Below are 22,827 nucleotides of genomic sequence, written 5' to 3'. Positions count from 1 at the left end.
GCCGCAGCGATCCTTTCCGAATAGCGCAGCGGCCCGTAATCAGGGCTTGGGCTGGAGGATCTCGATCCACAAGGCGCCATCACCCGCCGGCGCCTCACCGACCCGTGTGATGCTTCCGTTATCGCCAATCGCATAGCTGCCCACGGTCTGGCTTTTCTCGCCGGTCACCAGCAGCCACTTGCCGCTCGGAAAGAAAGCGATATTGCGCGGCTGCTTTTCCTTCAGCGGGTAGTTGCCGATAAAGCTCAGGCCACCACTCTGCGGGTCGACCTTGAAGGCAGACACAGAACTGGTGGTGCGCTCGGTGATGTACAGCAACGTGCCGTCTGGTGACAGACGAATATCAGCAGCCCAGATGCGCGGCGTGGGGTCGTCCTTGAGGTCGTTGTTAGCGGCGCTGCGGGCCTCGCCCCGGGCCAACCCCAGGCTCTCGGGAACACCTTCGGCAAGGCTGACCTGCTTCAGCGCGCCAGTGTCGGGGTCGATGGCATAGCCCGTGACACTGCCGCTGAGCTCACCGACCACATACAGGAACTTGCCATTGGGCGAGAACGCGATGTGCCGCGGGCCGGTTTTGGCAGCCGTGCTGGCAAAGCCGTCACCGATGGGCGTCAGCGCGCCGGTTTTCTTGTCCTGGCTGAACTGCAGCACCTTGTCGACGCCCAGGTTGCCGGCATACACGAAGCGGTCGCTGATATCGCTGCGGATCGAGTGGGCGAACGGGCCGGTTTTGTAGACCTCGGCCTTGTCCGACACACGCTGCTCGGCATCAATGGCTTGAACGGTGAGCACTGCACCGCCATAGGACGCGCCCATCAGAAAGCGCCCGCTACGATCAGTCGACAGATACGCCAGGCTGTCAGCCAACGGCGCCTGACTGAGCTTGTGCAGCTGCCCGGTTTTGCCGTCGATGCTGTAAACCAGCACGGTAAATGGCGCAACGCGTTGTGCGGCGAACAGCGTCTTGCCGTCGGGCGAAAGCGCCATCGGGTTGACCTTGTCCCCTGCCTGCGTCTGCTCGACGAGCGAGATCGCACCGTTGCTTTCGTCCAGTCGGTACTGGGAAATCAGGCCGTCGTTGGGGCTGGAAATGTAGGCGAAGGTCGTGGCGGCATGAGCCGGTGCGGCAAGAGCCGAGGTGAGCGCAGCAGCGAGCAGGAGCGGCTTGAACATGGTCGAGTGGCCTTTCTGTTGTGATTATTGTGGTCAGTCATCGTATGACCACACAATTATTACGGCAAGGGTCGCGCCCATACACACCCTGCTGCTGACCATGCTCAAGCACGGCTGGCAGCCGCCGATACGCTAATTACAACAATATCTGCCGACCAAAGAGGTCTTCATGTCATTACGCAATTTGAATATTGCTCCTCGAGCTGCCCTTGGGTTTGGCTTGATCGCGCTGATGGTGGCCTTCCTCGGCATTTTCTCGCTGACCACCATGTCGAGCATTCGCGACCGAGCCTCCACCATCGAAACCGACTGGGTGCCCAGCATCCGTACCGTCGATACCATTCGCGAAAACATGCTGCGCATCCGCACCATTTCCCTGCGCGTGGCACTCGACCCCGATCCCAAGAACATCGACATCTATGTCGGCCAGTACGAAGCACGCAACAAGATCCTGATGCAGAACATCCAGGACTTCGAGCCCTTCGTCGATACGCCGGACGAGCAGCGCATCTACGACCAGTTTCGCAAGGACTTCGCCGCGTATCAGCGGGGTATGGGTGAATCCTTCGTACTGGCGCGCAGCGGTGATCGGCAAGCGCTGAACAAGCTGCTGCTGGTAGACATGAAACCGGTCGTCGATGGCACCGGGGCACAACTGGCCGAGCTGGGCGAAATCTACGGCAAGGGCATCGAAAACGAAGGCAAGGTTTCGGCGGATGAATATGCCCAGTCGCGCCTGGTGGTCATCGCCGTCATCGTGCTTGCCGCACTGATTACCGTGCTGCTGGCCTGGCTGCTGACCCGCAGCATCGTTGGGCCGTTGAAGAATGCCGTACAGGCCGCGCAATACGTTGCTGACGGTGACCTGACCAAACGCATCGAAGTCGACGGCAGCGACGAGGTCAGCCAGTTGCAGACCTCACTGGCGCAGATGCAGCAGCGCCTGCGTGAAACCCTGGCGGAGATTTCCGGCTCCTCGACGCAACTGGCAGCGGCTGCCGAAGAGCTCAACATGGTGACCGAGGAAGCCGGTCGTGGGCTGCAGCAGCAGAACGACGAGATCGAACAGGCCGCCACCGCCGTCAACGAAATGAGCGCGGCAGTGGACGAGGTGGCGCGTAACGCGGTATCCACCTCGGAGGCCTCGAAGGCGTCCAACCAATCGGCCCAGGTTGGGCAAAGCCGAGTCTCGGAAACCATCGCGGCCATCAGCGGCCTGTCCGGCGAAGTGGAAAGTACCTCGGCACTGGTGCAGCGCGTGGCCGAGCAATCCCAGGAAATCGGCAAGGTGCTGGACGTGATCCGCGCCATCGCCGAGCAGACCAATCTGCTGGCGCTCAACGCGGCTATCGAGGCGGCACGTGCCGGTGAATCCGGGCGCGGCTTCGCAGTGGTGGCCGATGAAGTGCGCGCGCTGGCCCATCGTACGCAGAACTCCACCCAGGAAATCGAGCAGATGGTTTCCAGCATGCGTACCGGCGCCAGCCAGGCGCTCACCTCCATGCAGTCCAGCACCAGCAAAGCTCGCGAAACCCGCGAACTGGCACAGAGCGCTGGCACGGCGTTGAGCGACATCACCAACGGGATCAGCGAGATGTACGAACGCAACCTGGTGATCGCCAGCGCGGCGGAAGAGCAGGCTCAGGTGGCCCGTGAAGTCGACCGCAACCTGGTGAACATCCGTGACCTGTCGGTACAGTCCGCCACCGGCGCCCACCAGACCAGCGCCTCCAGCCACGAGTTGTCGCGCCTGGCTGCGGATCTCAGCCGATTGGTCGGGCGCTTCAGCGTCTGAGCAAAACCTGGGGCCAAAGAAAAGGATCGCCTCGGCGATCCTTTTCTTCATCACGGTGAGCGTCGCTCAAACGGTCGCGCCAGCATGCTGCTTGAGCAGGCTGACGAAAGCCTGGGCCGGCGGGCTCAGGTAGCAGGGTTTGCGCTGTAGCACGCCGATGCCACGGGCCGGTGCAGCCGGCAGCGGGTGGACGGACAGACTGCCATCGGCGTTGAAGGTGTCCGCCACGCTCGCCGGCAGCAGCGCATAGCCCAGCCCTGCCCGCGCCAAAGCGGCAGCGCTGCTCATGTAAGCGACCTCCCACGCGGGCTCGCGCAACAGACCCATGCGTTCGAGGGTCTGGTCGGCCATGGTGCGCAGGCTGGTATCTCGGGTGGTGGCCACGTATTCGAGATCCTGCAGGGCAGCCACCAGCTTTTCGCCACGCAGCCTGGCCAGGCCTCGCACCAGCAGCACCAGGCTGTCGTTGTAGAGGGGCTGAAAATCCAGCACGCCGGGTTCTTCCGCCACCGAGGTGATGGCGAAGTCCACTTCGGCGTTGCTCACCCACTGACGGATTTCCCCGGCGCGGCCATCGCGCAGGCTGATCTCGATCCCCGGATAGCGCTGGCGATAGTCGACCAGCACCCGGGGTAGCGGCTCGATGGCGACCGAGGGCAGCACCGCGATGCGCAGCGAACCGCTCTGCAGGTGCAGCTGTTCATGGGCGTCGTGCACCGCGTTATGCATGTCACGCAGCAAGCGGCGAGCCTGCTCGAGAAAGCGCACCCCGGCCTCGGTCAGCTCCACGCTGCGGGTGTTGCGCGCGAACAGCGACAGCCCCAGCGCCTCCTCCAGCTTGCGCAGGCTGTAGCTGAGAGCCGGTTGCGACAGATGGATCTGCTCGGCAGCGCGACTGAAGCTGCGCTGCTCGGCGATCAGCACGAAGGCTTGAAGCTGGCGAAAGCTGATATCCATGATCACCGCTTTTATAAAATTAACTTATCAATTGATATCACATTTCGAATTCACAACTAAATCCAGACACTGCAGGCTGCACTAAGGGTCTGTTGACGTTTCACGCACGGCCACGCCGGTGCTCGTTTTGCCGCGAGGCAAGGCACGAGCCGCGAAGTTTAGCGGGCTAAATGAGCCGGCGAGAAACGCAGCATCGCGGCAAAACGAGCCCGGCCCTGCGGGTTGCGCGGGAAATCTCGCCATGCGTCATTGGAGGACTTGAAAAGGGAACGCCATTCCCTGCGTCCTCCGCCTCACTTGGCGAGATTTCTCGCGGCAACGTGGCTCGCGCTGAAACGTCAACAGACCCTTAACCTCGACCTGGATCAATAATGATGACAACAGTCCATATCGGTTGTGGGGCAGGCTTCGCCAATGATCGGCCCGATGCCGCCCTAGCATTGGCGAGCGACCTGGCCGCTCGCGACGGCCGCCGCTTCCTGTTCTTCGAACTGCTCGCCGAACGCACCCTGGCCGAGGCGCAGCTGCGTCGCCTGGCCGACGCTGAAAGCGGCTACGCCACCCGCCTGTTCGACTTTCTCGAGCCAGTGCTGGAGATCTGCCTGGATGCCGGCATCCCGATCATCACCAATGGCGGCGCAGCCAATCCCAGCGCTGCGGCCCGGCGCTTGCGCAAGCAACTGCAGGATGGCCGATTCGCAGCGGCGCGAATTGCCTGCGTACTGGGTGACGATCTGCTCGACTCGGGTGAAGCGCTGCAACGCTGGTTGCCTGAGACGCTCAACGGCGAGGTGGTGTCGGTCAACGTCTACACCGGTGCCGACGGCATTGTTCAGGCCCTCGACGAGGGTGCAGATATAGTCCTCTGCGGTCGCGTGGCCGACCCCAGCCTGGCGGTTGGCCCGCTCCGCCATGCCTTCGGCTGGCAGGCCGAGGATTGGGATCGCATCGCCCTGGCCACCGCGGTTGGCCATTTACTCGAATGCTGCACCCAGGTCAGCGGGGGCTACTTCGCCCATCCGGGCCTCAAGGACGTACCGGATCTGGCCAACGTCGGCTGCCCGATCGCCAGCATCAGGGCCGACGGCCATTTGACCATCGGCAAAGCCGCCGGCACCGGTGGCTGCGTCAGCGAACGCACGGTCAAGGAACAGCTGCTCTATGAAGTCCATGACCCCGCCGCCTACCTGACCCCGGACGTGACTCTGGACCTGAGCCAGGCAACAGTGCGGCAGGTCGGTCGTGATCTTGTAGAGGTCGACGGCATACGTGGTCATCCACGCCCGGCCGAACTGAAAGGGCTGGTCGGTCTGCGTGGCAAATGGTTTGCCGAGGCGGAAATCTCTTACGCAGGGCCTGGCGCCCTCGCTCGCGCCGCCCTGGCCCGGGACATTCTGCTGCAGCGCTGCGCCCGCCTGGCGCCGCGGCTAACCCCCTGGATCGACCTGATCGGCGTCGCCAGCCTGTTCAACGACGCGCGAGGCGAGTGGCTACAGCAGCGCCTGGCCGAAGCAGCGGACCCGCAGGATGTGCGTCTGCGCATCAGCTTCGTCGACCACGACAAGGCCCTGCTGGAAAACCTGCTGCTCGATGCCGAGTCGCTCTACACCAACGGCCCGGCGGGCGGCGGCGGTGTGCGCCGGCACCTGAGCGAATCCCTGGGCACGGCGAGTTTCTTCATCCCTCGCACCGCGGTGCAGCAACAGGTGGAGTGGTTCTGATGAGCGACAAGGTACTGCTATGCGACTACGCCCACGCCCGCGCTGGCGACAAGGGCAACATCCTCAGCGTGGCGGTGTTCGCCTATGACCCGGCGCATTACGCCTGGCTGGCCACCGAGCTGACCAGCGAGCGGGTGGCGGGCTGCCTGGCTCACCGGCGGATCGGCAGCGTGCGCCGTTATGAGTTGCCGAATCTGGGCGGCCTCAATTTCGTGGTGGAGAACGCGCTGGAAGGCGGCGTCAACGCCAGCCCCGGCATTGACCGGCATGGCAAAAGCCTGAGCTATGCACTGCTCGATCTGAGGCTGCCCGCGCCCTCCTGAACTCACGCAACGCCAGACCCGCGACTCCAACAATAATAAAACCGGAGAGATCGTCATGATCACCGCCCTCGGCTTCACCCTGATGTTCGCCATCGTCATCCTGATTCTGATGCGCCGCATAACCCCACTGGTGGCCTTCGTCACCCTGCCGGTCATCGCCTGCCTGCTGGCCGGTTTCGCGCCTGCAGAAATTGGCAAATTCATCACCGAAGGCCTGAAAACCGTGGCGCCCACAGCCACGCTATTCATCTTCGCCATTCTCTACTTCGGCATCATGCGTGATCGCGGTCTGTTCGACCCGCTGGTGCGCTTCCTGCTCAAGAGCACCAAGGGTCGCCCGCTGGCGGTCGCCATCGTTACCGTCGCGGTGACGGCGGTCACTCACCTGGACGGCATCGGCGCCGCCACCTTTCTGCTGGTGATTCCCGCCCTGCTGCCGCTGTACCTGCGCTTGGGCATGAGCCGGCAGATGCTGCTGTGCCTGGTGGTGCTCAGCGCCGGGGTGATGAACATGGTGCCCTGGGGCGGCACCACCACGCGCGCTGCCGCGGTGTCCGGGCTGGATGCTTCGCAGTTGTGGATATCGCTGATCCCGATTCAGGCCATCGGCCTCGCCCTGGTCATGTCGCTGGCGGTATTTCTCGGCCTGCGCGCGCAACGCAGCTTCGCCGCCAGCGGCGGGGTGATCGCCGACAGCGAACCAGCCGACGCGCCACAGCCCGACACCTCGCAAATGCTCGCCCCCAACACCTGGCGCTACTGGGCCAACCTGGCGCTGACCGCGGGCATTCTGGCCTGCCTGTTCACCGGCGCCTTCCCGCTGTTCGCCTGCTTCATGGTTGGTTTGGGTGTAGCGCTGCTGCTCAACTATCCAAGCCTGGACGAACAGAACCGCGCCCTGCGCGCACACGCCACCGATGCCATGCAAATGGCCCTGGTGATGCTCGCTGCCGGCATCCTGCTCGGGGTACTGGCCGGCGCCGGCATGTCCGACGGCATGGCCCACTGGATGATCAACGTGCTGCCCGAAGGCTCGGCCAACTGGATTCACGTGATCATCGGCGCCTTTGGCGTGCCGCTGGGCATGCTGTTCTCGCCGGATGCTTACTACTTCGCACTACTGCCCGTGATTCGTGATGTCGCGGTAGCGGCTGGTGTCGATCCGGCAGCTGTGGCCAGTGCCATGCTGATCGGCGAAAACACCGGTTTCGGCGTCAGCCCGGTGGTGCCCAGCGTGTACCTGGCCATCGGCCTGGCCGGCGTCGAGCTGTACAAGCACATTCGCTATACCGTGCTGTGGGCCTGGGGCATCAGCCTGATCATGCTGGCCTCGGCCGTGCTGCTGGGAGTGGTGACGGTCTAGACGAGTTCGCGCGAATCCGTAGGAGCCCGCTTGCGGGCGATGCGGTGGCAGGCTATGTCGGTATTGGCGTCATAGCCGCCATTCGCCGGCAAGCCGGCTCCTACAGGATCGTGGTGATCTTGCAGGGCGTGGAAATGAAAAAGGATCGCCGAGGCGATCCTTTTTTGCAGCAATTAAACCAGCGCGTCTTACAGCGCCTGATCCCACGCACGGTCGCCGTGCTCATCCTTGATGCGCGTCGGCAAGCCCATCACATCCAGCGCCTTGAGGAATGGCTGAGCCGGCAGCTCCTCGACGTTGACCATGCGCTGCACGTCCCACTCGCCACGAGCGACCAACAGGGCTGCCGCCACCGGTGGTACGCCTGCGGTGTAGGAGATGCCCTGGCTGTCGGTCTCGGCATAGGCTTCTTCATGGTCGGCCACGTTGTAGATGAACACTTCGCGCGGCTGGCCATTCTTGGTGCCTTTGACCAGATCACCGATGCAGGTCTTGCCGGTGTAGCCCGGCGCCAGCGAGGCGGGATCAGGCAGCACGGCCTTGACCACTTTCAGCGGCACGACTTGCAGACCCTCTGCTGTGGTTACCGGTTGTTCGGAGAGCAGGCCAAGGTTCTTCAGCACGGTGAACACGTTGATGTAGTGCTCGCCGAAGCTCATCCAGAAACGCACGTTGGGCACGTTGAGGTTCTTGGAGATCGAGTGCACTTCATCGTGACCGGTCAGGTACAGGTTCTGCTCGCCAACAACGGGCAAGTCGTCGGTGCGCTTGACCTCGAACATGGTGTTGGTCGTCCACTGGCTGTTCTGCCAGCTGTACACCTGCCCGGTGAACTCGCGGAAATTGATTTCCGGGTCGAAATTGGTCGCGAAATACTTGCCATGGCTGCCGGCATTGACGTCGAGGATGTCGATCGACTCGATCTTGTCGAAATGCTCTTGCTGGGCCAGGGCTGCATAGGCGTTAACCACACCTGGGTCGAAACCGACGCCGAGAATGGCCGTGATGTTCTTCTGCAGGCATTCCTCGAGGTGTTTCCACTCGTAGTTGCCGTACCAGGGCGGGGTTTCGCAGATCTTGCCCGGCTCTTCGTGAATGGCGGTGTCCAGATAGGCCACGCCGGTATCGATGCAGGCACGCAGCACCGACATGTTGAGGAAGGCGGAACCGACGTTGATGACGATCTGCGATTCGGTCTCGCGGATCAGCGCCTTGGTCGCCTCGATATCCAATGCATTGAGCGAGAAGGCCTGGATGTCAGCGGCAACCTTGAGGCTACCCTTGGCCTTGACGCTATCGATGATGGCCTGGCATTTGGAGATGTTCCGTGACGCGATGGCAATACGACCGAGTTCGTCGTTGTGCTGCGCGCACTTGTGGGCCACCACCTTGGCGACACCTCCTGCACCAATGATAAGGACGTTCTTCTTCAATTGTTTCACCTCCAGGATACTGCGTTGCTGAGTCAGTTACTGCGTTATCAATGGCCTGCTCGCGGCCTCGCAAGTCAGGCTGTCGTAGCCGTAGGATGGATCGAGCGAAGCGATACCCATCGAAGCCAGCGGCGATCACCGTGATGGGTATCGTCGCTGCGCTCCTCGACCCATCCTACGAACAACAAATTGCGGTATTACGAAAGGCTCGACAGGTAATCGTCGAAACCGAATTCACGTACCACCTCGACACTGCCATCAAGTTGCTTGACCACGATGGCCGGCATCTTCAGGCCGTTGAACCAGTTCTTTTTGACCATGGTGTAACCGGCCGCATCGACGAACGACAGGCGATCACCGATCTGCAGCGGTTTCTCGAACCCGTACTCGCCGAAGATATCGCCGGCCAGGCAGGATTTACCGCACACCATGTAGGTGTGCTCACCCTCGCTGGGCGCCAGCTTGGCGTTGAGGCGATAGATCAGCAGGTCGAGCATGTGCGCTTCGATGGAGCTGTCGACCACGGCCAGGTGCTTGCCGTTGTAGAGGGTGTCGAGCACGGTGACTTCCAGCGATGCGCTGCCGGTGATAGCCGCTTCGCCTGGCTCCAGATAGACCTGCACGCCGTACTTCTCGGAGAACGCCTTGAGGCGCGCGCAGAAGGCGTCCAGCGCATAACCTTCGCCGGTGAAGTGGATGCCGCCACCGAGACTGACCCACTCGACCTTGTGCAGCAGGTGGCCGAAGCGCTCTTCGATGTGGCTGAGCATCTGATCGAACAGGCCGAAGTCGCCGTTCTCGCAGTTGTTGTGGAACATGAAGCCGGAGATCTGCCCGATGACCGCTTCGATCTTCGCCGGATCCCACTCGCCCAGGCGGCTGAACGGACGTGCCGGGTCGGCCAGCAGATAATCCGAGCTGCTCACCTGCGGGTTCACGCGCAGGCCACGCACCTTGCCTTCGGACGCCTCAGTGAAACGCTCGAGCTGGCCGATGGAGTTGAAGATGATCTTGTCGCAGTTGGCCAGCATCTCCTCGATCTCGTCGTCGGCCCAGGCCACGCTGTAGGCGTGGGTCTCGCCGGCGAACTTCTGGCGACCGAGCTTGAGCTCGTAGAGCGAGCTGGACGTGGTGCCATCCATGTACTGCTGCATCAGGTCGAAGACCGACCAGGTGGCGAAGCACTTGAGCGCCAGCAGCGCCTTGGCACCGGAGTGTTCACGCACGTAGGCGATCTTCTCCATGTTGCCCAGCAGCTTCTGTTTGTCGATGAGGTAGTACGGCGTTTTGATCATTGCGCAGTCCGTAATAAAGGTCGGCCAACAGGAGCCCGCCAGCCTCCTGAAAAAAGCGGACGCGAATTGTGCCGACAACCGCCACAGATCGAAAGACCGCTGAGCATATTTTGTCCATTTACGGATATTTCAGGCCGCGACCGGAGCAGCGCCGTTCAGCCGATTCGCCGCCGAGCATGCCCACCGGCGATGACGGCTGCGTGACAATGCAGCGACGTGCCGCTTTCCCGTACAATTGGCGTTTTTTCGAAATCGAGCGACAGCCCCGCGATGATCGATCCCAAACGCGTATTGCGCGCCCTTGCCGAGCACTGGGCGCTGCTCGAACCACTCTGCGAAAGCTTCGACAGCGGCACCCTGAGCCTGGTGGATCTGCGCAAGCAGCTCACCGCGCAGTTACCGCCGCAAAGTACCGCGGTGGACGTCACCGCGCTGCTCGACCAGTGGATCCGCCTGGACATCCTGGTGCCGGTGGCCAAGAGCCCCAACCGCTTCGAGCTCAACGCGCAGATTCACGACTTTCTCGCCTACCTGCGTCGTGAGCATCGCCTCGGTCTGTGCCTGGAAATCGAAGCCTACCTGCGCCATCTCGAGCGCCTGGCGGGCTATATCCAGGATGCCTTCGAGATACGTGACGGCAACGACCTGGCCCGTCAGTTGCGCCTGCTCGACATGCGCGTTCGCGACGTCCTGAAGAAGCTCGGCAACGATGAGCAGGCACTGGTAGGCGTGGCCGAACGGGCCAAGACCAGTGACCGGCAGATCCCGCTGCGCCAGCGCTACGCCGAAGTGCTGGCTACCTGGGACGAGTATGTCGAACCGATGATCCAGCTGGTCGCCGCCGACGGCGCCTTCGAGCAGGGTGTGCGCCGCGTCGAGCAGGTGCTGCTCAAGCTGCTCGGCGAACAGCAGCGCCTCGGCCAACTGGTCGATGATGACCTGCTGCTGCGCACCCACGCGCGCATCCTGGAAATGCAGACCACCGCCCAGTTGACCCTGCGCAAGGCCCGCGAGCTGCTGCTGCCGCTGCGCGAGGAAGCACGTCGCCACAACGCCGTGACCCGCGGCGCTGCGTTGGCCCTGTCGGTAATCCGCAAGAAGGGCATCGAGGCGGTGCCACAGGCAGCCATGCCGATGTTCACCCGTCCGCAGAGCAACTTCCTCGGCAGCGCGTCCCAGGTCGAGGCTTATGTGTATGCCCTGGCTCGCTTCGAGGCCAAGCCCAATCATTTCCCGAAGGCCAGCGGCAAGCGCAAGGGCGACAGCCCACGGGCACCGAAAACCGCCCGGGAAATGATCGACCGCTGCGAACAGTCACTGCCGCTGCCGGATCTGATGACCTGGCTGCTGGAACAGGAGCCCGAAGGCGCCACCGACGAACTGCTCTACTGGTTCTCGCGCCTGTCGCGCGAAGGCCGCTTCCAGCGCGATCGCCTGGAGCGCCAGGTCTATCTGACCCGCGAGCACGAGATCAGTATCAGCTCCTATGCCCTGGTGGGTCGCCCGAGTGCCTAGCCCCTCGTCCACCACCGGCCATCACGAATTCTCGGCTGTAGCCCAGGCTCCAGCTGCCAACGAGCACCGCACATGAATATCGACCTGAAAGAAATGACCCAGCTCGCGGCCGCTTTCCGCGACCTGTTCAAGGGCTACCACATCTCCCGCAGCGAGCCCGAGTGCTACGCCCAGCTGTCGAGCATGCAGGATCAGTATCGCGCCCTGTTCCGCGCCCTGGGCTTCGAGCTGGTGTGCGACCCACGCGGCTTCTACTACTTTGTACCGGAACAGGCCGCGCCGCAGGTCAACAAGACCGCCCAGCGCCTGGCGCTGTTCACCTTCATCCTGGTCGAGCACCTGGCCGATCAGGGTCGTGACCCGCTGTCGGTGCTTGACGGCGGCAGCATCGGTCGCGATGAATTGCCGGCCCTGCTCGACAAGTACCGCGACCTGTTTCTGCAGGCCGAAGTCACCACCCATGAAGAGCTGGAAGACAAGGTCATCCGCCGCCTCACCCAACTCGGCTTCGCCGAAGACAGCAACGGCGTGTACCGCTTCCTGCCGCCGATGCATCGTTTCCTCGACGTCTGCCTGGCCGTGCAGCACGACCGAGACCTGGCCGCCAGCCTGCACAGCACCGACCTGCCGCTGCCGGCCCCGATACTGATCGACGATGACAGTGGTGACCCGATCATCACCCTCGACGATGCCGTCGAAGAATCCGAGGAAGAAGCCATGGCCCGCGCCCTGGCTGAAGAGCGCGCTGCACAGGAGCAAGACGCATGACCCAGGAACGCTACGGCATCCGCCGCTTCGCTCTACTGAACACCGCCGGCTACAGCCTCGGCCTGTTTCCGCTGGAAAACCCGCTGTCGGTGTATGGCGCCAACAACCTCGGCAAATCGGCGTCGATCAACGCCCTGCAGTTTCCGATTCTGGCGCGCATGTCGGACATGAGCTTCGGCAAGTACAGCCTGGAGCAGTCGCGCAAGTTCTACTTCGCCACCGACACCAGCTACATCCTCGTCGAAGTCGCCCTGCCTCACGGCCCCCACGTAATCGGTGTGGCTGGGCGCGGCCCCGGTGGCGGCTTCGGCCACCAGTTCTTCGCCTATGCGGGCGAGCTGGATCTGGATCACTACCAGCAGGGCGGCACCTGCCTGCGTCAGCGCGAGCTGTTCAAGAACCTCGGCCAGGCCGGCATCACCGCCTATGAGCTCAAGCCCGACGAACTGCGCCGGCTGCTGGTCGGCGGGCACACCAGCATCCCGCTGGATCTGACCCTGATTCCGCTGCGCTCGACCAGCGAGCAGAGCCTGAAAACCTTCCGCGCGCTGTTCATCAACCTGCTGCACATGCGCGAGATCACCGCCGCCAAGCTCAAGCAGCTGTTCCTCGATGCCTTCGAGCACAGCCTGCGCTCCGGCAGCGTCGACTACATCGCCGCCACCGAAGAAGCGTTCCGCGACGTGCGCCGCATGGAGCAGGACTACCAGGCGCTGGTCACCGCCGGCCCGCTGATCGAGGCCCTGGCATCCGGCGTGAACCAGCGCGAACACCTGCGCGGCAAGCTGCATCGCCTGTCGCCGCTGCTCGACTCGTTGCTCGGCACCTGGCACGACTACGCCGATGCCCGCAAGGAAGAGCTGGTGATCCAGGCCGAGCACTACCGTAACGAGCAGGATGGCCTGCAGAACGATCAGCGCGGCGGCACCCAGGAACTGATGCGCATGGAGCGCGAGATCAGCGAGATCCAGCGCTGGCTCGGTGAACTGGCGGTGCTGAAGAACCGCTTCGCCCTGGTCGACGACGTCAAGGTACTGGAGGCCCAGTTGCTGGCCGCCAAGGATGCCCACGACGAACTGGCCGGCGCTCTGGCTCAGTCCCGTCAGTTCTCCAGCGAAGACCTGGACGAACGTCTGCGCGATCTGGAAAAACGCCTCAAGTCGGTCAAGCAGCAGCTCGACCACGCCGACAACAACAGCTACTCGCGCCTGCGCGAAGAGTTCTCCCAGGCTGACGTCGATCGCCTGATGCGCCTGTTCAACGGCCAGTTGTTCAGCCTGCCGCTGGGCGAGAAGGGCATTCAGCTCGACGACGGCGACGTGTGGGTCAAATCCCTGGAAGCGATTCTCGACAGTTTCAAGGGCGAGCACTTCCAGGTGCCCGGTCTGGATATCGACCTTTCGAACATCGAGCCGCCTGCCCTGCAGGCCCTGGCCGACCGCGCCGCCCTGCGCGATCAGAAGGATCGCCTCGACCGCGAATACAAGCAGCTCAAGACCCAGCAGTCGGTGGCAGCCGACCGCGCCGCCAGCAAGGCCCAGGCCGAACAACTGTACCAGGCCGTACTCGACGCCCAGAAGGCGCTGGAAGACTTCCGTCGCAGCCAGACGCTGACTGCCGAGGAAGACGGCAAGCTGGAAAAACTCGCCCAGCTGGAAGGCGCCCAGGACGAACTCAAGCGTGCCAGTGATGCCTTCACCGAGCGCGTCCAGCAACTGTCCGCCAAGCTGCAACTGATCGGCCGTCAGATCGCCGACCTGGAGGCCAAGGAGCGCACGCTGGAAGACGCCCTGCGCCGTCGCCAGTTGCTGCCTGCCGACCTGCCCTTCGGCACCCCTTACATGGAGCCGGTCGACGACTCACTGGACAACCTGCTGCCGCTGCTCAACGACTACCAGGACACTTGGCAGGGTCTGCAACGCAGCGACGGGCAGATCGAGGCGCTGTACGCCCAGGTGCGCCTCAAGGGCGTCGCCAAGTTCGACAGCGAAGACGACATGGAGCGTCGCCTGAAACTGCTGGTCAACGCCTACGCCCACCGCCAGGACGAGGCCCTGACCCTGGCCAAGGCGCGCCGTGCAGCAGTGACCGACATCGCCCGGACCCTGCGCAACATCCGCAGCGACTACGACAACCTCGAGCACCAGTTGGCACTGTTCAACCGTGAGATCAACAAGCGTCAGGTTTCCAACCTGCAGAGTTTCCGCATCGTCCTCGCGCCGAACAAGGATGCCCTGCGGCATATCGATCAGATCATCCACAGCGCCGGTCAGTACGAAGAAGGCGAAACCCTGTCGGTATTCGACCTGCAACAGAGCAGCGAGCAGGATGTGAAGAACGAAGAAGCCAAGGACTACCTGTCGCGCCTGGTGGCTGCCAACGGCAACCAACTGGGCCTCAAGGATCTCTTCGAGCTGGCCTTCGAAATCACCAAGGTACACGGCCAGCCGGTGATCCACACCGACATCGACGGCGCTGCTTCCAACGGCACCACGATGACCATCAAAGCGCTGACCAACATGTACCTGCTGCTGCACCTGATGGATCGCGATCAGGCCGGCCGTGTACGCCTGCCCTACTACCTCGACGAGGCAGCGGACATCGACGAGCGCAACCAGCAGGCGCTGATCGAGACCAGCCTGCAGCTCGGTTTCGTGCCGATTCTCGCCTCGGTGAAACCCCAGGTCTCGGCCACCGTGGCCATCGACCTGGAAGGTGGCAGCGGGCCGAACGGCATCTACATCGACGAAGCCGACTGGAAGTACATCAAACGCCGCGAGCAAACCGAAGCACCGGCAAACAGCGAGCAGGGTGCAACCGAGCCGGCCTGATAGCGCTGCACAAAACAAAAGGCCCGCGTTTTTACGCGGGCCTTTTGCATTCAGTGACGCTTATCTGGGCAGGGCTATTTTCGGCGCCCACTCCAGCCACTCCGGCTGATACTCGTCGAACAACGCAAAGGTCTGTCCAGGCCTGGCGGTATTGCTCTCGGTATCTGGCGTTGCGAAGGCGACGCCACCTGCGACCAAGGTTTCCAGCGACTCGGTGCGCACCGTCATGCCTTTGAACAAGCCGATATCGACACCGAACCCCGAGCTGTTCCAGAAGCGGCTACCGGTCTTCACCAATCCGGCATAACGCGGCTCGATAAGAATCTGGATCAGCACTCGATCTGCAGTGGCTCCCAGCTCGTAGCTAGTCACTTTGCCAACCTGAATCTCGCGGTAGGTGACCGGCGCACCGGCCTTCAGAGAGCCACGCCTCGCGGCGCTCAACACCAGGCGCAGCCCCGGCTCGTCGATCACCTGCTCGGGAGCGCTCTTGAGCGCAACGAACTGGTTCTGCCGGCCATCTTTCTGCTCCGATGGCAGCACCTCGATGTATTGGCCGCCGATCAGCGTGTCGAGATTCTGCGCGCCGCTCAAACTGACTTCCGGCTTGACCACCCAGAAACGCGACCCAGGGCGCAGCACCTGCCGAGTCGCAGTGGTTATGCGCCCATGCAGAGTGACCGCTTGCAGGTCGTCGGTCAGCTCGACCCGCTCGATCTTGCCGATATCCAGCCCCTTGAAGCGGATGGCGGTACCCGGCGACATGCCGTCGCCACGCTCCACGCGAATGCTGATTACATCGCCTTCCTGCCTGGCCGCTTCCTGGTCGGCAAACAGGTTGAAGCGCTGCACGCGCTTTTGCTCAGCCGGAGCCTTCAGGTCATCGGTCTCGAAGGCAATGCCTCCCGACATGAGGGTCTGCAGCGATTCGCTCTTGACCTCGATGCCGGACAAACCACCCTTCAAGGTGATGCCGCTGACATTCCAGAAGCGCGTGGTTCGATTCACCAGCCCGGCGTATTCGGGCTCGATATGCACGCCGAGCACGACCTGCTTGTTGTCCCGCGACAACTGGAAGCTCTGCACCGTCCCCACTTTCATCTGTCGGTAGAGAATCGGGCTGCCCACGTCCACTGAGCCGAGCGTATCGCTGAACAGCACCAGGTGCAGTCCTTCGGAACCTAGATCCAGCGGCGGCGCCTTGGCCCGTGCAACGAACTCGCGACGTGGCGCACCGCCCAGCTCACCGGGGCGAATGGCGATGTAGTTACCTTTGACCAGCGCCTCGATACCGGTAATGCCTGCCAGCGAGATCGACGGTTTGACCACCCAGAACTGGCTGCCTTCAACCAGGTAATCCTCAGCCAGGGGATCCATGGCCAATTCCGCCGTGGCACTCTTCAAATCTGGATCGACTTTCAGGTTCTTCAACGTACCGGCCTGAATGCCTTTGTACATCACAGGTGTACGCCCGGCCTGCAGGCCCTCGAAATCGGTCAATTTGACCACGGCCTTGATGCCCGCCTGCGCGGCATCGAAGTCCTCATAAAGCCGGAAGGGTTTGCTCGGATCGGTGGGCGGGCTGTCCTTGCGGTGCTCCGGCGTCGCAAAGGCGATGCCGCCCGCCACGATGCTGGCCAGGGACTCGCTACGAACCTTCACTCCCGAGAAATTGGCATCGATGCTGATGCCGCTGGCGTTCCAGAAACGCGTATGTTTGCGCACGAGGTCGGCATAGGCCGGCTCGATGAATACCTTCACATCGACCGAAGTCTGGTCATTGGCGAGCTCATAGCTTTTTACTCGACCGACCTGGATCTGCTTGTAGAACACAGGACTGTCACGGTTCAGCGAGCCAAGTCGCTCGGCCTTGAGGATCAGGTGCAGGCCGGGCTGCTCATCCGATAGAGGAGGTGCCTGAGGCAGCGCCTGAAAATCATAGGTCGGCTCACCGGTTCCTGGACTAACGGAGATGTAGTTCCCGGAAACCAGCGTCTCCAGCCCAGTGATACCCGCGAGGCTAACGCTCGGTTTGACCAGCCAGAAGCGCGTACCAGAACGCAACTGGTACTCGACGTCTTTGCTCATCTCCAGCGTGGCGATCACTCCGCGCTGCTTCTCACTCTGATCCAGGGTCAGGCTCGATACCTTGCCGATCGACATGCCTTTGTAGACCACCTCGGTCTTGCCGGCCTCGATGCCTTCACCGCTGGCGAATACCACCTGAATCTCGATGCCCGCCTCACTGTAGGCACGCCAGCCCAGCCAGCCACCGATCAGTAAAGCAATCAGCGGCAGCACCCATATCGCAGACCAGTTGGAAGCCGGACGCGTCCTGGCCGTGGGCAGATCATTCATGGTCGTCATCCGATTCCGTGTTATCCCAAATCAATCGAGGGTCGAAGGTCAGTGCTGCCAGCATGGTCAGAATCACCACACTGGCGAAAGCCACCGCTCCCATCCCAGGCTCGACGCTCGCCAGACTGCCGAATCTGACCACCGCCACCAGAATGGCGATGACAAAGATATCCAGCATCGACCAGCGCCCGATCCATTCGATGAAGCGGTACATCAAAATTCGTTGGCGAGCCGACATCGGCTGATGGCGCTGCACCGAATAGAGCAGCAGGCCGATCCCGACCAACTTGAAGGTCGGCACCACGATACTGGCGATGAACACTACCGCCGCAATCGGCAACATGCCATGACCGACAAGGGTAATGACACCGGACATGATGGTGTCTGGCTGGCCCTTGCCAAGGGAGTTGATCGTCATGATCGGTAGTATGTTCGCGGGAATGTAGAGAATGGCGGCGGTGATCAGCAACGCCCAGGTACGTGCCAGGCTATTGGGCTGGCGTGGATGTACCCGTCCGCCACAGCGCGAACAGAACTGCCGCTTCACTTCGGGCTCGTGGCGATTGAGCTGGTGGCATTCGTGGCAGATCAGCAGCCCGGCATCAATGGCGCGCACTGATATCCTCCCCCGCCAGGGCTTCCCAGATCTGGTGAGGCGACATCGTCACCTCCAACCAGACCTGCACCAACAGCAGTGCAATGAAACAGACCAGGCCAAAGCCCAGCGACAAGGCTGCGATATCGGCCAGTTTGACGATGGAAACCAGAATGCCCATCAGGTAAACCTCGAGCATGCCCCACTCGCGCATATGGTGATAAATACGGTACAGCAGCAACCCGTAGCCACGGCCAACTTTCAGGCTGATGCTCAGGAGTACCAACAGCTGACAGAGCAGCTTGAGCAGCGGCACCGCCATGCTGCACAGGAACACCACCACGGCGATGCTTTGCATGCCACTGTTGTACAGACCGAGCACTCCGCTCCACACCGTGTCATTGGCGGTTTGCCCCAGCAGGGTCAGATGCATGATCGGCAGAAAATTCGCAGGGACGTACAGCAGAAGCGCGGCCAGAACCAGAGCCATGCTGCGGCGCACCACCTGATGCCGGTGGTTGTAGAGCTCATAGCCACAACGCGGGCATTCGACGCTCTCACCATCCCCGATGTGCGGCTTGCGCATGAGCAGATCGCATTCATGACATGCGACCAACTCCGTCAGAGGTACTTCAGCTAACGACTGCTGCTCGGCCGACTGGGGCATGGATGGAATTCTCGAAGGGATCGAACCATTCTAAACGAGACCCCGATAGCCGCGCACAGTTGTGCCGATTATTTCCGCTAGCGAGCATTCACCTGGCAGCGTCTGCTGCGCATGGGACAGAGCAGAAAGTTGAACGGCCCTGCGAGCCACCGGCCTGCCGCCCCTGGTTACGCCTTCGGCTAACCCAGGCTACAGAAGCCATCTCAGGTATCGTAGGGTGGAAGACGCCTCATCCTTCCACCACAGCTCTCGCCCGCTCCGCCCCGTAGCCTGGGCAGAGCGAAGCGACACCCGGGAAGGCCTTCAAACCCAAATCCCCCTTCACGCGCAGCACGCCCTTTGTAGGAGCCGTCTTTTTTGCGCCGAAAAGGCGAAACCCCAGACCTCTGTCGAGATCTGGGGTTTCTAGTAGAAGCTTGACGATGACCTACTCTCACATGGAGAAACTCCACACTACCATCGGCGATGCATCGTTTCACTACTGAGTTCGGGATGGGATCAGGTGGTTCCAACGCTCTATGGTCGTCAAGCAATCTGGTTGGGGAGTCGATGTTTAAGTCGCTTCCCCGAATTGGGTATGTGATATCAGTTGGTATTGCGTGTTCTTTTACAAATTTTCGGCATTACTGTCGACTTCTACCGTCTAACAGCCAAATTGTTTGGGTGTTATATGGTCAAGCCTCACGGGCAATTAGTACTGGTTAGCTCAACGCCTCACAACGCTTACACACCCAGCCTATCAACGTCGTAGTCTTCGACGGCCCTTTAGGGAACTCAAGGTTCCAGTGAGATCTCATCTTGAGGCAAGTTTCCCGCTTAGATGCTTTCAGCGGTTATCTTTCCCGAACATAGCTACCCGGCAATGCCACTGGCGTGACAACCGGAACACCAGAGGTTCGTCCACTCCGGTCCTCTCGTACTAGGAGCAGCCCCTCTCAAATCTCAAACGTCCACGGCAGATAGGGATCGAACTGTCTCACGACGTTCTAAACCCAGCTCGCGTACCACTTTAAATGGCGAACAGCCATACCCTTGGGACCGGCTTCAGCCCCAGGATGTGATGAGCCGACATCGAGGTGCCAAACACCGCCGTCGATATGAACTCTTGGGCGGTATCAGCCTGTTATCCCCGGAGTACCTTTTATCCGTTGAGCGATGGCCCTTCCATACAGAACCACCGGATCACTAAGACCTACTTTCGTACCTGCTCGACGTGTCTGTCTCGCAGTCAAGCGCGCTTTTGCCTTTATACTCTACGACCGATTTCCGACCGGTCTGAGCGCACCTTCGTACTCCTCCGTTACTCTTTAGGAGGAGACCGCCCCAGTCAAACTACCCACCATACACTGTCCTCGATCCGGATAACGGACCAGAGTTAGAACCTCAAGGTTGCCAGGGTGGTATTTCAAGGTTGGCTCCATGAGAACTAGCGTCCCCACTTCAAAGCCTCCCACCTATCCTACACAAGCAAGCTCAAAGTCCAGTGCAAAGCTATAGTAAAGGTTCACGGGGTCTTTCCGTCTAGCCGCGGATACACTGCATCTTCACAGCGATTTCAATTTCACTGAGTCTCGGGTGGAGACAGCGCCGCCATCGTTACGCCATTCGTGCAGGTCGGAACTTACCCGACAAGGAATTTCGCTACCTTAGGATCGTTATAGTTACGGCCGCCGTTTACCGGGGCTTCGATCAAGAGCTTCGCGTTAGCTAACCCCATCAATTAACCTTCCGGCACCGGGCAGGCGTCACACCCTATACGTCCACTTTCGTGTTTGCAGAGTGCTGTGTTTTTAATAAACAGTCGCAGCGGCCTGGTATCTTCGACCGGCATGTGCTTACGGGGTAAACCCTTCACACTCACCGGCGCACCTTCTCCCGAAGTTACGGTGCCATTTTGCCTAGTTCCTTCACCCGAGTTCTCTCAAGCGCCTTGGTATTCTCTACCTAACCACCTGTGTCGGTTTGGGGTACGGTTCCTAATTACCTGAAGCTTAGAAGCTTTTCCTGGAAGCATGGCATCAACCACTTCATCGTCCTAAAGGACAACTCGTCATCAGCTCTCGGCCTTGATCTCCCGGATTTACCTAAGAAATCAGCCTACCACCTTAAACACGGACAACCAACGCCGTGCTGGCCTAGCCTTCTCCGTCCCTCCATCGCAGTAATTAGAAGTACGGGAATATTAACCCGTTTCCCATCGACTACGCATTTCTGCCTCGCCTTAGGGGCCGACTCACCCTGCGTCGATTAACGTTGCGCAGGAAACCTTGGTCTTTCGGCGTGGGAGTTTTTCACTCCCATTGTCGTTACTCATGTCAGCATTCGCACTTCTGATACCTCCAGCAAGCTTCTCAACTCACCTTCACAGGCTTACAGAACGCTCCTCTACCGCTCATCCTAAGATGAACCCGTAGCTTCGGTGTATGGTTTGAGCCCCGTTACATCTTCCGCGCAGGCCGACTCGACTAGTGAGCTATTACGCTTTCTTTAAAGGGTGGCTGCTTCTAAGCCAACCTCCTAGCTGTCTAAGCCTTCCCACATCGTTTCCCACTTAACCATAACTTTGGGACCTTAGCTGACGGTCTGGGTTGTTTCCCTTTTCACGACGGACGTTAGCACCCGCCGTGTGTCTCCCGTGCTGACACTTGCTGGTATTCGGAGTTTGCATCGGTTTGGTAAGTCGGGATGACCCCCTAGCCGAAACAGTGCTCTACCCCCAGCAGTGATACACGAGGCGCTACCTAAATAGCTTTCGAGGAGAACCAGCTATCTCCGAGCTTGATTAGCCTTTCACTCCGATCCACAGGTCATCCGCTAACTTTTCAACGGTAGTCGGTTCGGTCCTCCAGTTAGTGTTACCCAACCTTCAACCTGCCCATGGATAGATCGCCCGGTTTCGGGTCTATACCCAGCGACTAAACGCCCTATTAAGACTCGCTTTCGCTACGCCTCCCCTATTCGGTTAAGCTCGCCACTGAATATAAGTCGCTGACCCATTATACAAAAGGTACGCAGTCACCCAACAAAGTAGGCTCCCACTGCTTGTACGCATACGGTTTCAGGATCTATTTCACTCCCCTCTCCGGGGTTCTTTTCGCCTTTCCCTCACGGTACTAGTTCACTATCGGTCAGTCAGTAGTATTTAGCCTTGGAGGATGAATTTCCCCATATTCAGACAAAGTTTCTCGTGCTCCGTCCTACTCGATTTCATTGAAAAGAGATTTTCGTGTACGGGGCTATCACCCACTACGGCGGAACTTTCCAGAACCTTCCACTAATCTCTAATCAACTTAAGGGCTAGTCCCCGTTCGCTCGCCACTACTAAGGGAATCTCGGTTGATTTCTTTTCCTCAGGGTACTTAGATGTTTCAGTTCCCCTGGTTCGCCTCATGCACCTATGTATTCAGTGCATGATACCCAGCTTATGCTAGGTGGGTTCCCCCATTCAGAGATCTCCGGATCAAAGTCTGTTTGCCGACTCCCCGGAGCTTATCGCAGGCTACAACGTCTTTCATCGCCTCTGACTGCCAAGGCATCCACCGTATGCGCTTCTTCACTTGACCATATAACCCCAAGCAATCTGGTTACTGTCTATAACGTGAAGACGACATTCGCCGAAAATTTGCACTTGAGAACAACGCAAATTTTACCTTGACCAAATTAATTACCAGTGAAAGTAATTAATCAGTCACTTCTATCACATACCCAAATTTTTAAAGAACGATTTTTCTGACTGGTCAAAGACCAGAAATCAACACTCATCTGCCTAAACAGGAATGCTCATTTCTGAACTCTAATTCTCAACAATCTCGAGGCTGTAAGTGGTGGAGCCAAGCGGGATCGAACCGCTGACCTCCTGCGTGCAAGGCAGGCGCTCTCCCAGCTGAGCTATGGCCCCAAATACTTCCAAGGCCTGCACCCTCAACAATTGGTGGGTCTGGGCAGATTCGAACTGCCGACCTCACCCTTATCAGGGGTGCGCTCTAACCAACTGAGCTACAGACCCAATCGTCTTTCGCAATGAATCAAGCAA

The 22,827-nt window shown here is 60.4% G+C and carries 14 protein-coding genes, 2 tRNA genes, 2 rRNA genes and 1 pseudogene; 8 read left to right on the top strand and 11 right to left on the bottom strand.

The window, feature by feature from the left end; genetic code table 11:
* Positions 1 to 39: 39 nt before the first annotated feature.
* Positions 40 to 1,173: a lactonase family protein gene (locus K5Q02_RS09495; protein WP_225838572.1), complete on the bottom strand. Its 1,134-nt coding sequence runs from the start codon at positions 1,171 to 1,173 to the stop codon at positions 40 to 42.
* A 169-nt stretch (positions 1,174 to 1,342) separates the two neighbouring features.
* Here K5Q02_RS09495 and K5Q02_RS24550 point away from each other — a divergent pair.
* Positions 1,343 to 2,065, top strand: a pseudogene (locus K5Q02_RS24550) (MCP four helix bundle domain-containing protein); the annotation flags it as partial.
* A gap of 39 nt (positions 2,066 to 2,104) precedes the next feature.
* Complete coding sequence (locus tag K5Q02_RS24545; protein WP_442963996.1) at positions 2,105 to 2,968, top strand: methyl-accepting chemotaxis protein; 864 nt, start codon at positions 2,105 to 2,107, stop codon at positions 2,966 to 2,968.
* 66 nt (positions 2,969 to 3,034) lie between these two features.
* On the opposite strand, the gene K5Q02_RS09485 is transcribed toward K5Q02_RS24545, so the two are convergent.
* Entirely contained in the window at positions 3,035 to 3,925 is an 891-nt protein-coding gene (locus tag K5Q02_RS09485; RefSeq protein WP_225838568.1) for a LysR family transcriptional regulator, read from the bottom strand.
* 371 nt (positions 3,926 to 4,296) lie between these two features.
* Here K5Q02_RS09485 and K5Q02_RS09480 point away from each other — a divergent pair, with 371 nt between their 5' ends.
* Genes K5Q02_RS09480 through K5Q02_RS09470 form a run of 3 tightly spaced genes read left to right on the top strand, consistent with a single transcriptional unit; the run spans position 4,297 to position 7,332 of the window.
* On the top strand, positions 4,297 to 5,646 hold the full coding sequence (locus K5Q02_RS09480) for an acyclic terpene utilization AtuA family protein (protein ID WP_225838567.1): 1,350 nt from the start codon (positions 4,297 to 4,299) through the stop codon (positions 5,644 to 5,646).
* A complete protein-coding gene (locus K5Q02_RS09475) occupies positions 5,646 to 5,969 on the top strand; it encodes an AtuA-related protein (protein ID WP_225838565.1) in 324 nt (107 codons plus the stop codon). The genes K5Q02_RS09480 and K5Q02_RS09475 overlap by 1 nt, the downstream gene beginning before the upstream one ends.
* Before the next feature lie 55 nt (positions 5,970 to 6,024).
* Positions 6,025 to 7,332, top strand: coding sequence for a CitMHS family transporter (locus K5Q02_RS09470; protein ID WP_225838564.1), 1,308 nt, complete (start codon positions 6,025 to 6,027; stop codon positions 7,330 to 7,332).
* Between the two features lie 188 nt (positions 7,333 to 7,520).
* On the opposite strand, the gene K5Q02_RS09465 is transcribed toward K5Q02_RS09470, so the two are convergent.
* Complete coding sequence (locus K5Q02_RS09465; protein WP_225838562.1) at positions 7,521 to 8,765, bottom strand: saccharopine dehydrogenase family protein; 1,245 nt, start codon at positions 8,763 to 8,765, stop codon at positions 7,521 to 7,523.
* A gap of 197 nt (positions 8,766 to 8,962) precedes the next feature.
* Positions 8,963 to 10,060 carry a carboxynorspermidine decarboxylase gene (locus K5Q02_RS09460; RefSeq protein ID WP_225838560.1) on the bottom strand — a complete coding sequence of 366 codons (1,098 nt, stop codon included), beginning with the start codon at positions 10,058 to 10,060 and terminating at the stop codon, positions 8,963 to 8,965.
* 270 nt (positions 10,061 to 10,330) lie between these two features.
* On the opposite strand from K5Q02_RS09460, the gene mksB reads away from it, so the two are divergent.
* The 3 genes from mksB to mksF all read left to right on the top strand — a co-directional run bounded on the left by mksB (position 10,331) and on the right by mksF (position 15,174).
* A complete protein-coding gene (gene mksB, locus K5Q02_RS09455; protein ID WP_225838559.1) occupies positions 10,331 to 11,575 on the top strand; it encodes an Mks condensin complex protein MksB in 1,245 nt (414 codons plus the stop codon).
* A gap of 72 nt (positions 11,576 to 11,647) precedes the next feature.
* Entirely contained in the window at positions 11,648 to 12,343 is a 696-nt protein-coding gene (gene mksE / locus K5Q02_RS09450) for an Mks condensin complex protein MksE (protein WP_225838557.1), read from the top strand.
* On the top strand, positions 12,340 to 15,174 hold the full coding sequence (gene mksF, locus K5Q02_RS09445) for an Mks condensin complex protein MksF (protein WP_225838555.1): 2,835 nt from the start codon (positions 12,340 to 12,342) through the stop codon (positions 15,172 to 15,174). The genes mksE and mksF overlap by 4 nt, the downstream gene beginning before the upstream one ends.
* A 60-nt stretch (positions 15,175 to 15,234) precedes the next feature.
* On the opposite strand, the gene K5Q02_RS09440 is transcribed toward mksF, so the two are convergent.
* From K5Q02_RS09440 to K5Q02_RS09410, 7 genes are all read right to left on the bottom strand, one after another.
* On the bottom strand, positions 15,235 to 17,532 hold the full coding sequence (locus K5Q02_RS09440) for a PqiB family protein (RefSeq protein ID WP_225838553.1): 2,298 nt from the start codon (positions 17,530 to 17,532) through the stop codon (positions 15,235 to 15,237).
* Positions 17,525 to 18,148, bottom strand: a complete 624-nt coding sequence (locus K5Q02_RS09435) for a paraquat-inducible protein A (RefSeq protein ID WP_225838551.1) — start codon at positions 18,146 to 18,148, stop codon at positions 17,525 to 17,527. Before K5Q02_RS09435 ends, K5Q02_RS09440 begins: the two co-directional genes overlap by 8 nt.
* Positions 18,135 to 18,794 (bottom strand): paraquat-inducible protein A, encoded by a 660-nt coding sequence (locus K5Q02_RS09430; protein WP_225838550.1) that lies wholly within the window; start codon positions 18,792 to 18,794, stop codon positions 18,135 to 18,137. The genes K5Q02_RS09435 and K5Q02_RS09430 overlap by 14 nt, the downstream gene beginning before the upstream one ends.
* 414 nt (positions 18,795 to 19,208) lie before the next feature.
* Positions 19,209 to 19,324 (bottom strand): 5S ribosomal RNA (gene rrf, locus K5Q02_RS09425).
* Positions 19,325 to 19,464: 140 nt separating this feature from the next.
* Positions 19,465 to 22,357, bottom strand: a 23S ribosomal RNA gene (locus K5Q02_RS09420).
* Positions 22,358 to 22,616: 259 nt separating this feature from the next.
* Positions 22,617 to 22,692 (bottom strand) — tRNA-Ala (locus K5Q02_RS09415).
* Positions 22,693 to 22,723: 31 nt separating this feature from the next.
* Positions 22,724 to 22,800, bottom strand: a tRNA-Ile gene (locus K5Q02_RS09410).
* Positions 22,801 to 22,827: the final 27 nt, after the last annotated feature.

The sequence above is a fragment of the Pseudomonas sp. MM211 genome (genome assembly GCF_020386635.1).
Classification (GTDB): Bacteria; Pseudomonadota; Gammaproteobacteria; order Pseudomonadales; family Pseudomonadaceae; genus Aquipseudomonas.
Note: the sequence above shows the minus strand (reverse complement) of the source record. Positions and strands in the feature narration are given on the sequence as shown.

Excerpts from the sequence above, each read along its gene's own strand:
- K5Q02_RS09495 (WP_225838572.1), bottom strand. The coding sequence starts at position 1,173 with ATGTTCAAGCCGCTCCTGCTCGCTGCTGCGCTCACCTCGGCTCTTGCC.
- K5Q02_RS24545 (WP_442963996.1), top strand. The coding sequence starts at position 2,105 with ATGCAGCAGCGCCTGCGTGAAACCCTGGCGGAGATTTCCGGCTCCTCG.
- K5Q02_RS09485 (WP_225838568.1), bottom strand. The coding sequence starts at position 3,925 with ATGGATATCAGCTTTCGCCAGCTTCAAGCCTTCGTGCTGATCGCCGAG.
- K5Q02_RS09480 (WP_225838567.1), top strand. The coding sequence starts at position 4,297 with ATGATGACAACAGTCCATATCGGTTGTGGGGCAGGCTTCGCCAATGAT.
- K5Q02_RS09475 (WP_225838565.1), top strand. The coding sequence starts at position 5,646 with ATGAGCGACAAGGTACTGCTATGCGACTACGCCCACGCCCGCGCTGGC.
- K5Q02_RS09470 (WP_225838564.1), top strand. The coding sequence starts at position 6,025 with ATGATCACCGCCCTCGGCTTCACCCTGATGTTCGCCATCGTCATCCTG.
- K5Q02_RS09460 (WP_225838560.1), bottom strand. The coding sequence starts at position 10,060 with ATGATCAAAACGCCGTACTACCTCATCGACAAACAGAAGCTGCTGGGC.
- mksB (WP_225838559.1), top strand. The coding sequence starts at position 10,331 with ATGATCGATCCCAAACGCGTATTGCGCGCCCTTGCCGAGCACTGGGCG.
- mksE (WP_225838557.1), top strand. The coding sequence starts at position 11,648 with ATGAATATCGACCTGAAAGAAATGACCCAGCTCGCGGCCGCTTTCCGC.
- mksF (WP_225838555.1), top strand. The coding sequence starts at position 12,340 with ATGACCCAGGAACGCTACGGCATCCGCCGCTTCGCTCTACTGAACACC.
- K5Q02_RS09440 (WP_225838553.1), bottom strand. The coding sequence starts at position 17,532 with ATGAATGATCTGCCCACGGCCAGGACGCGTCCGGCTTCCAACTGGTCT.
- K5Q02_RS09430 (WP_225838550.1), bottom strand. The coding sequence starts at position 18,794 with ATGCCCCAGTCGGCCGAGCAGCAGTCGTTAGCTGAAGTACCTCTGACG.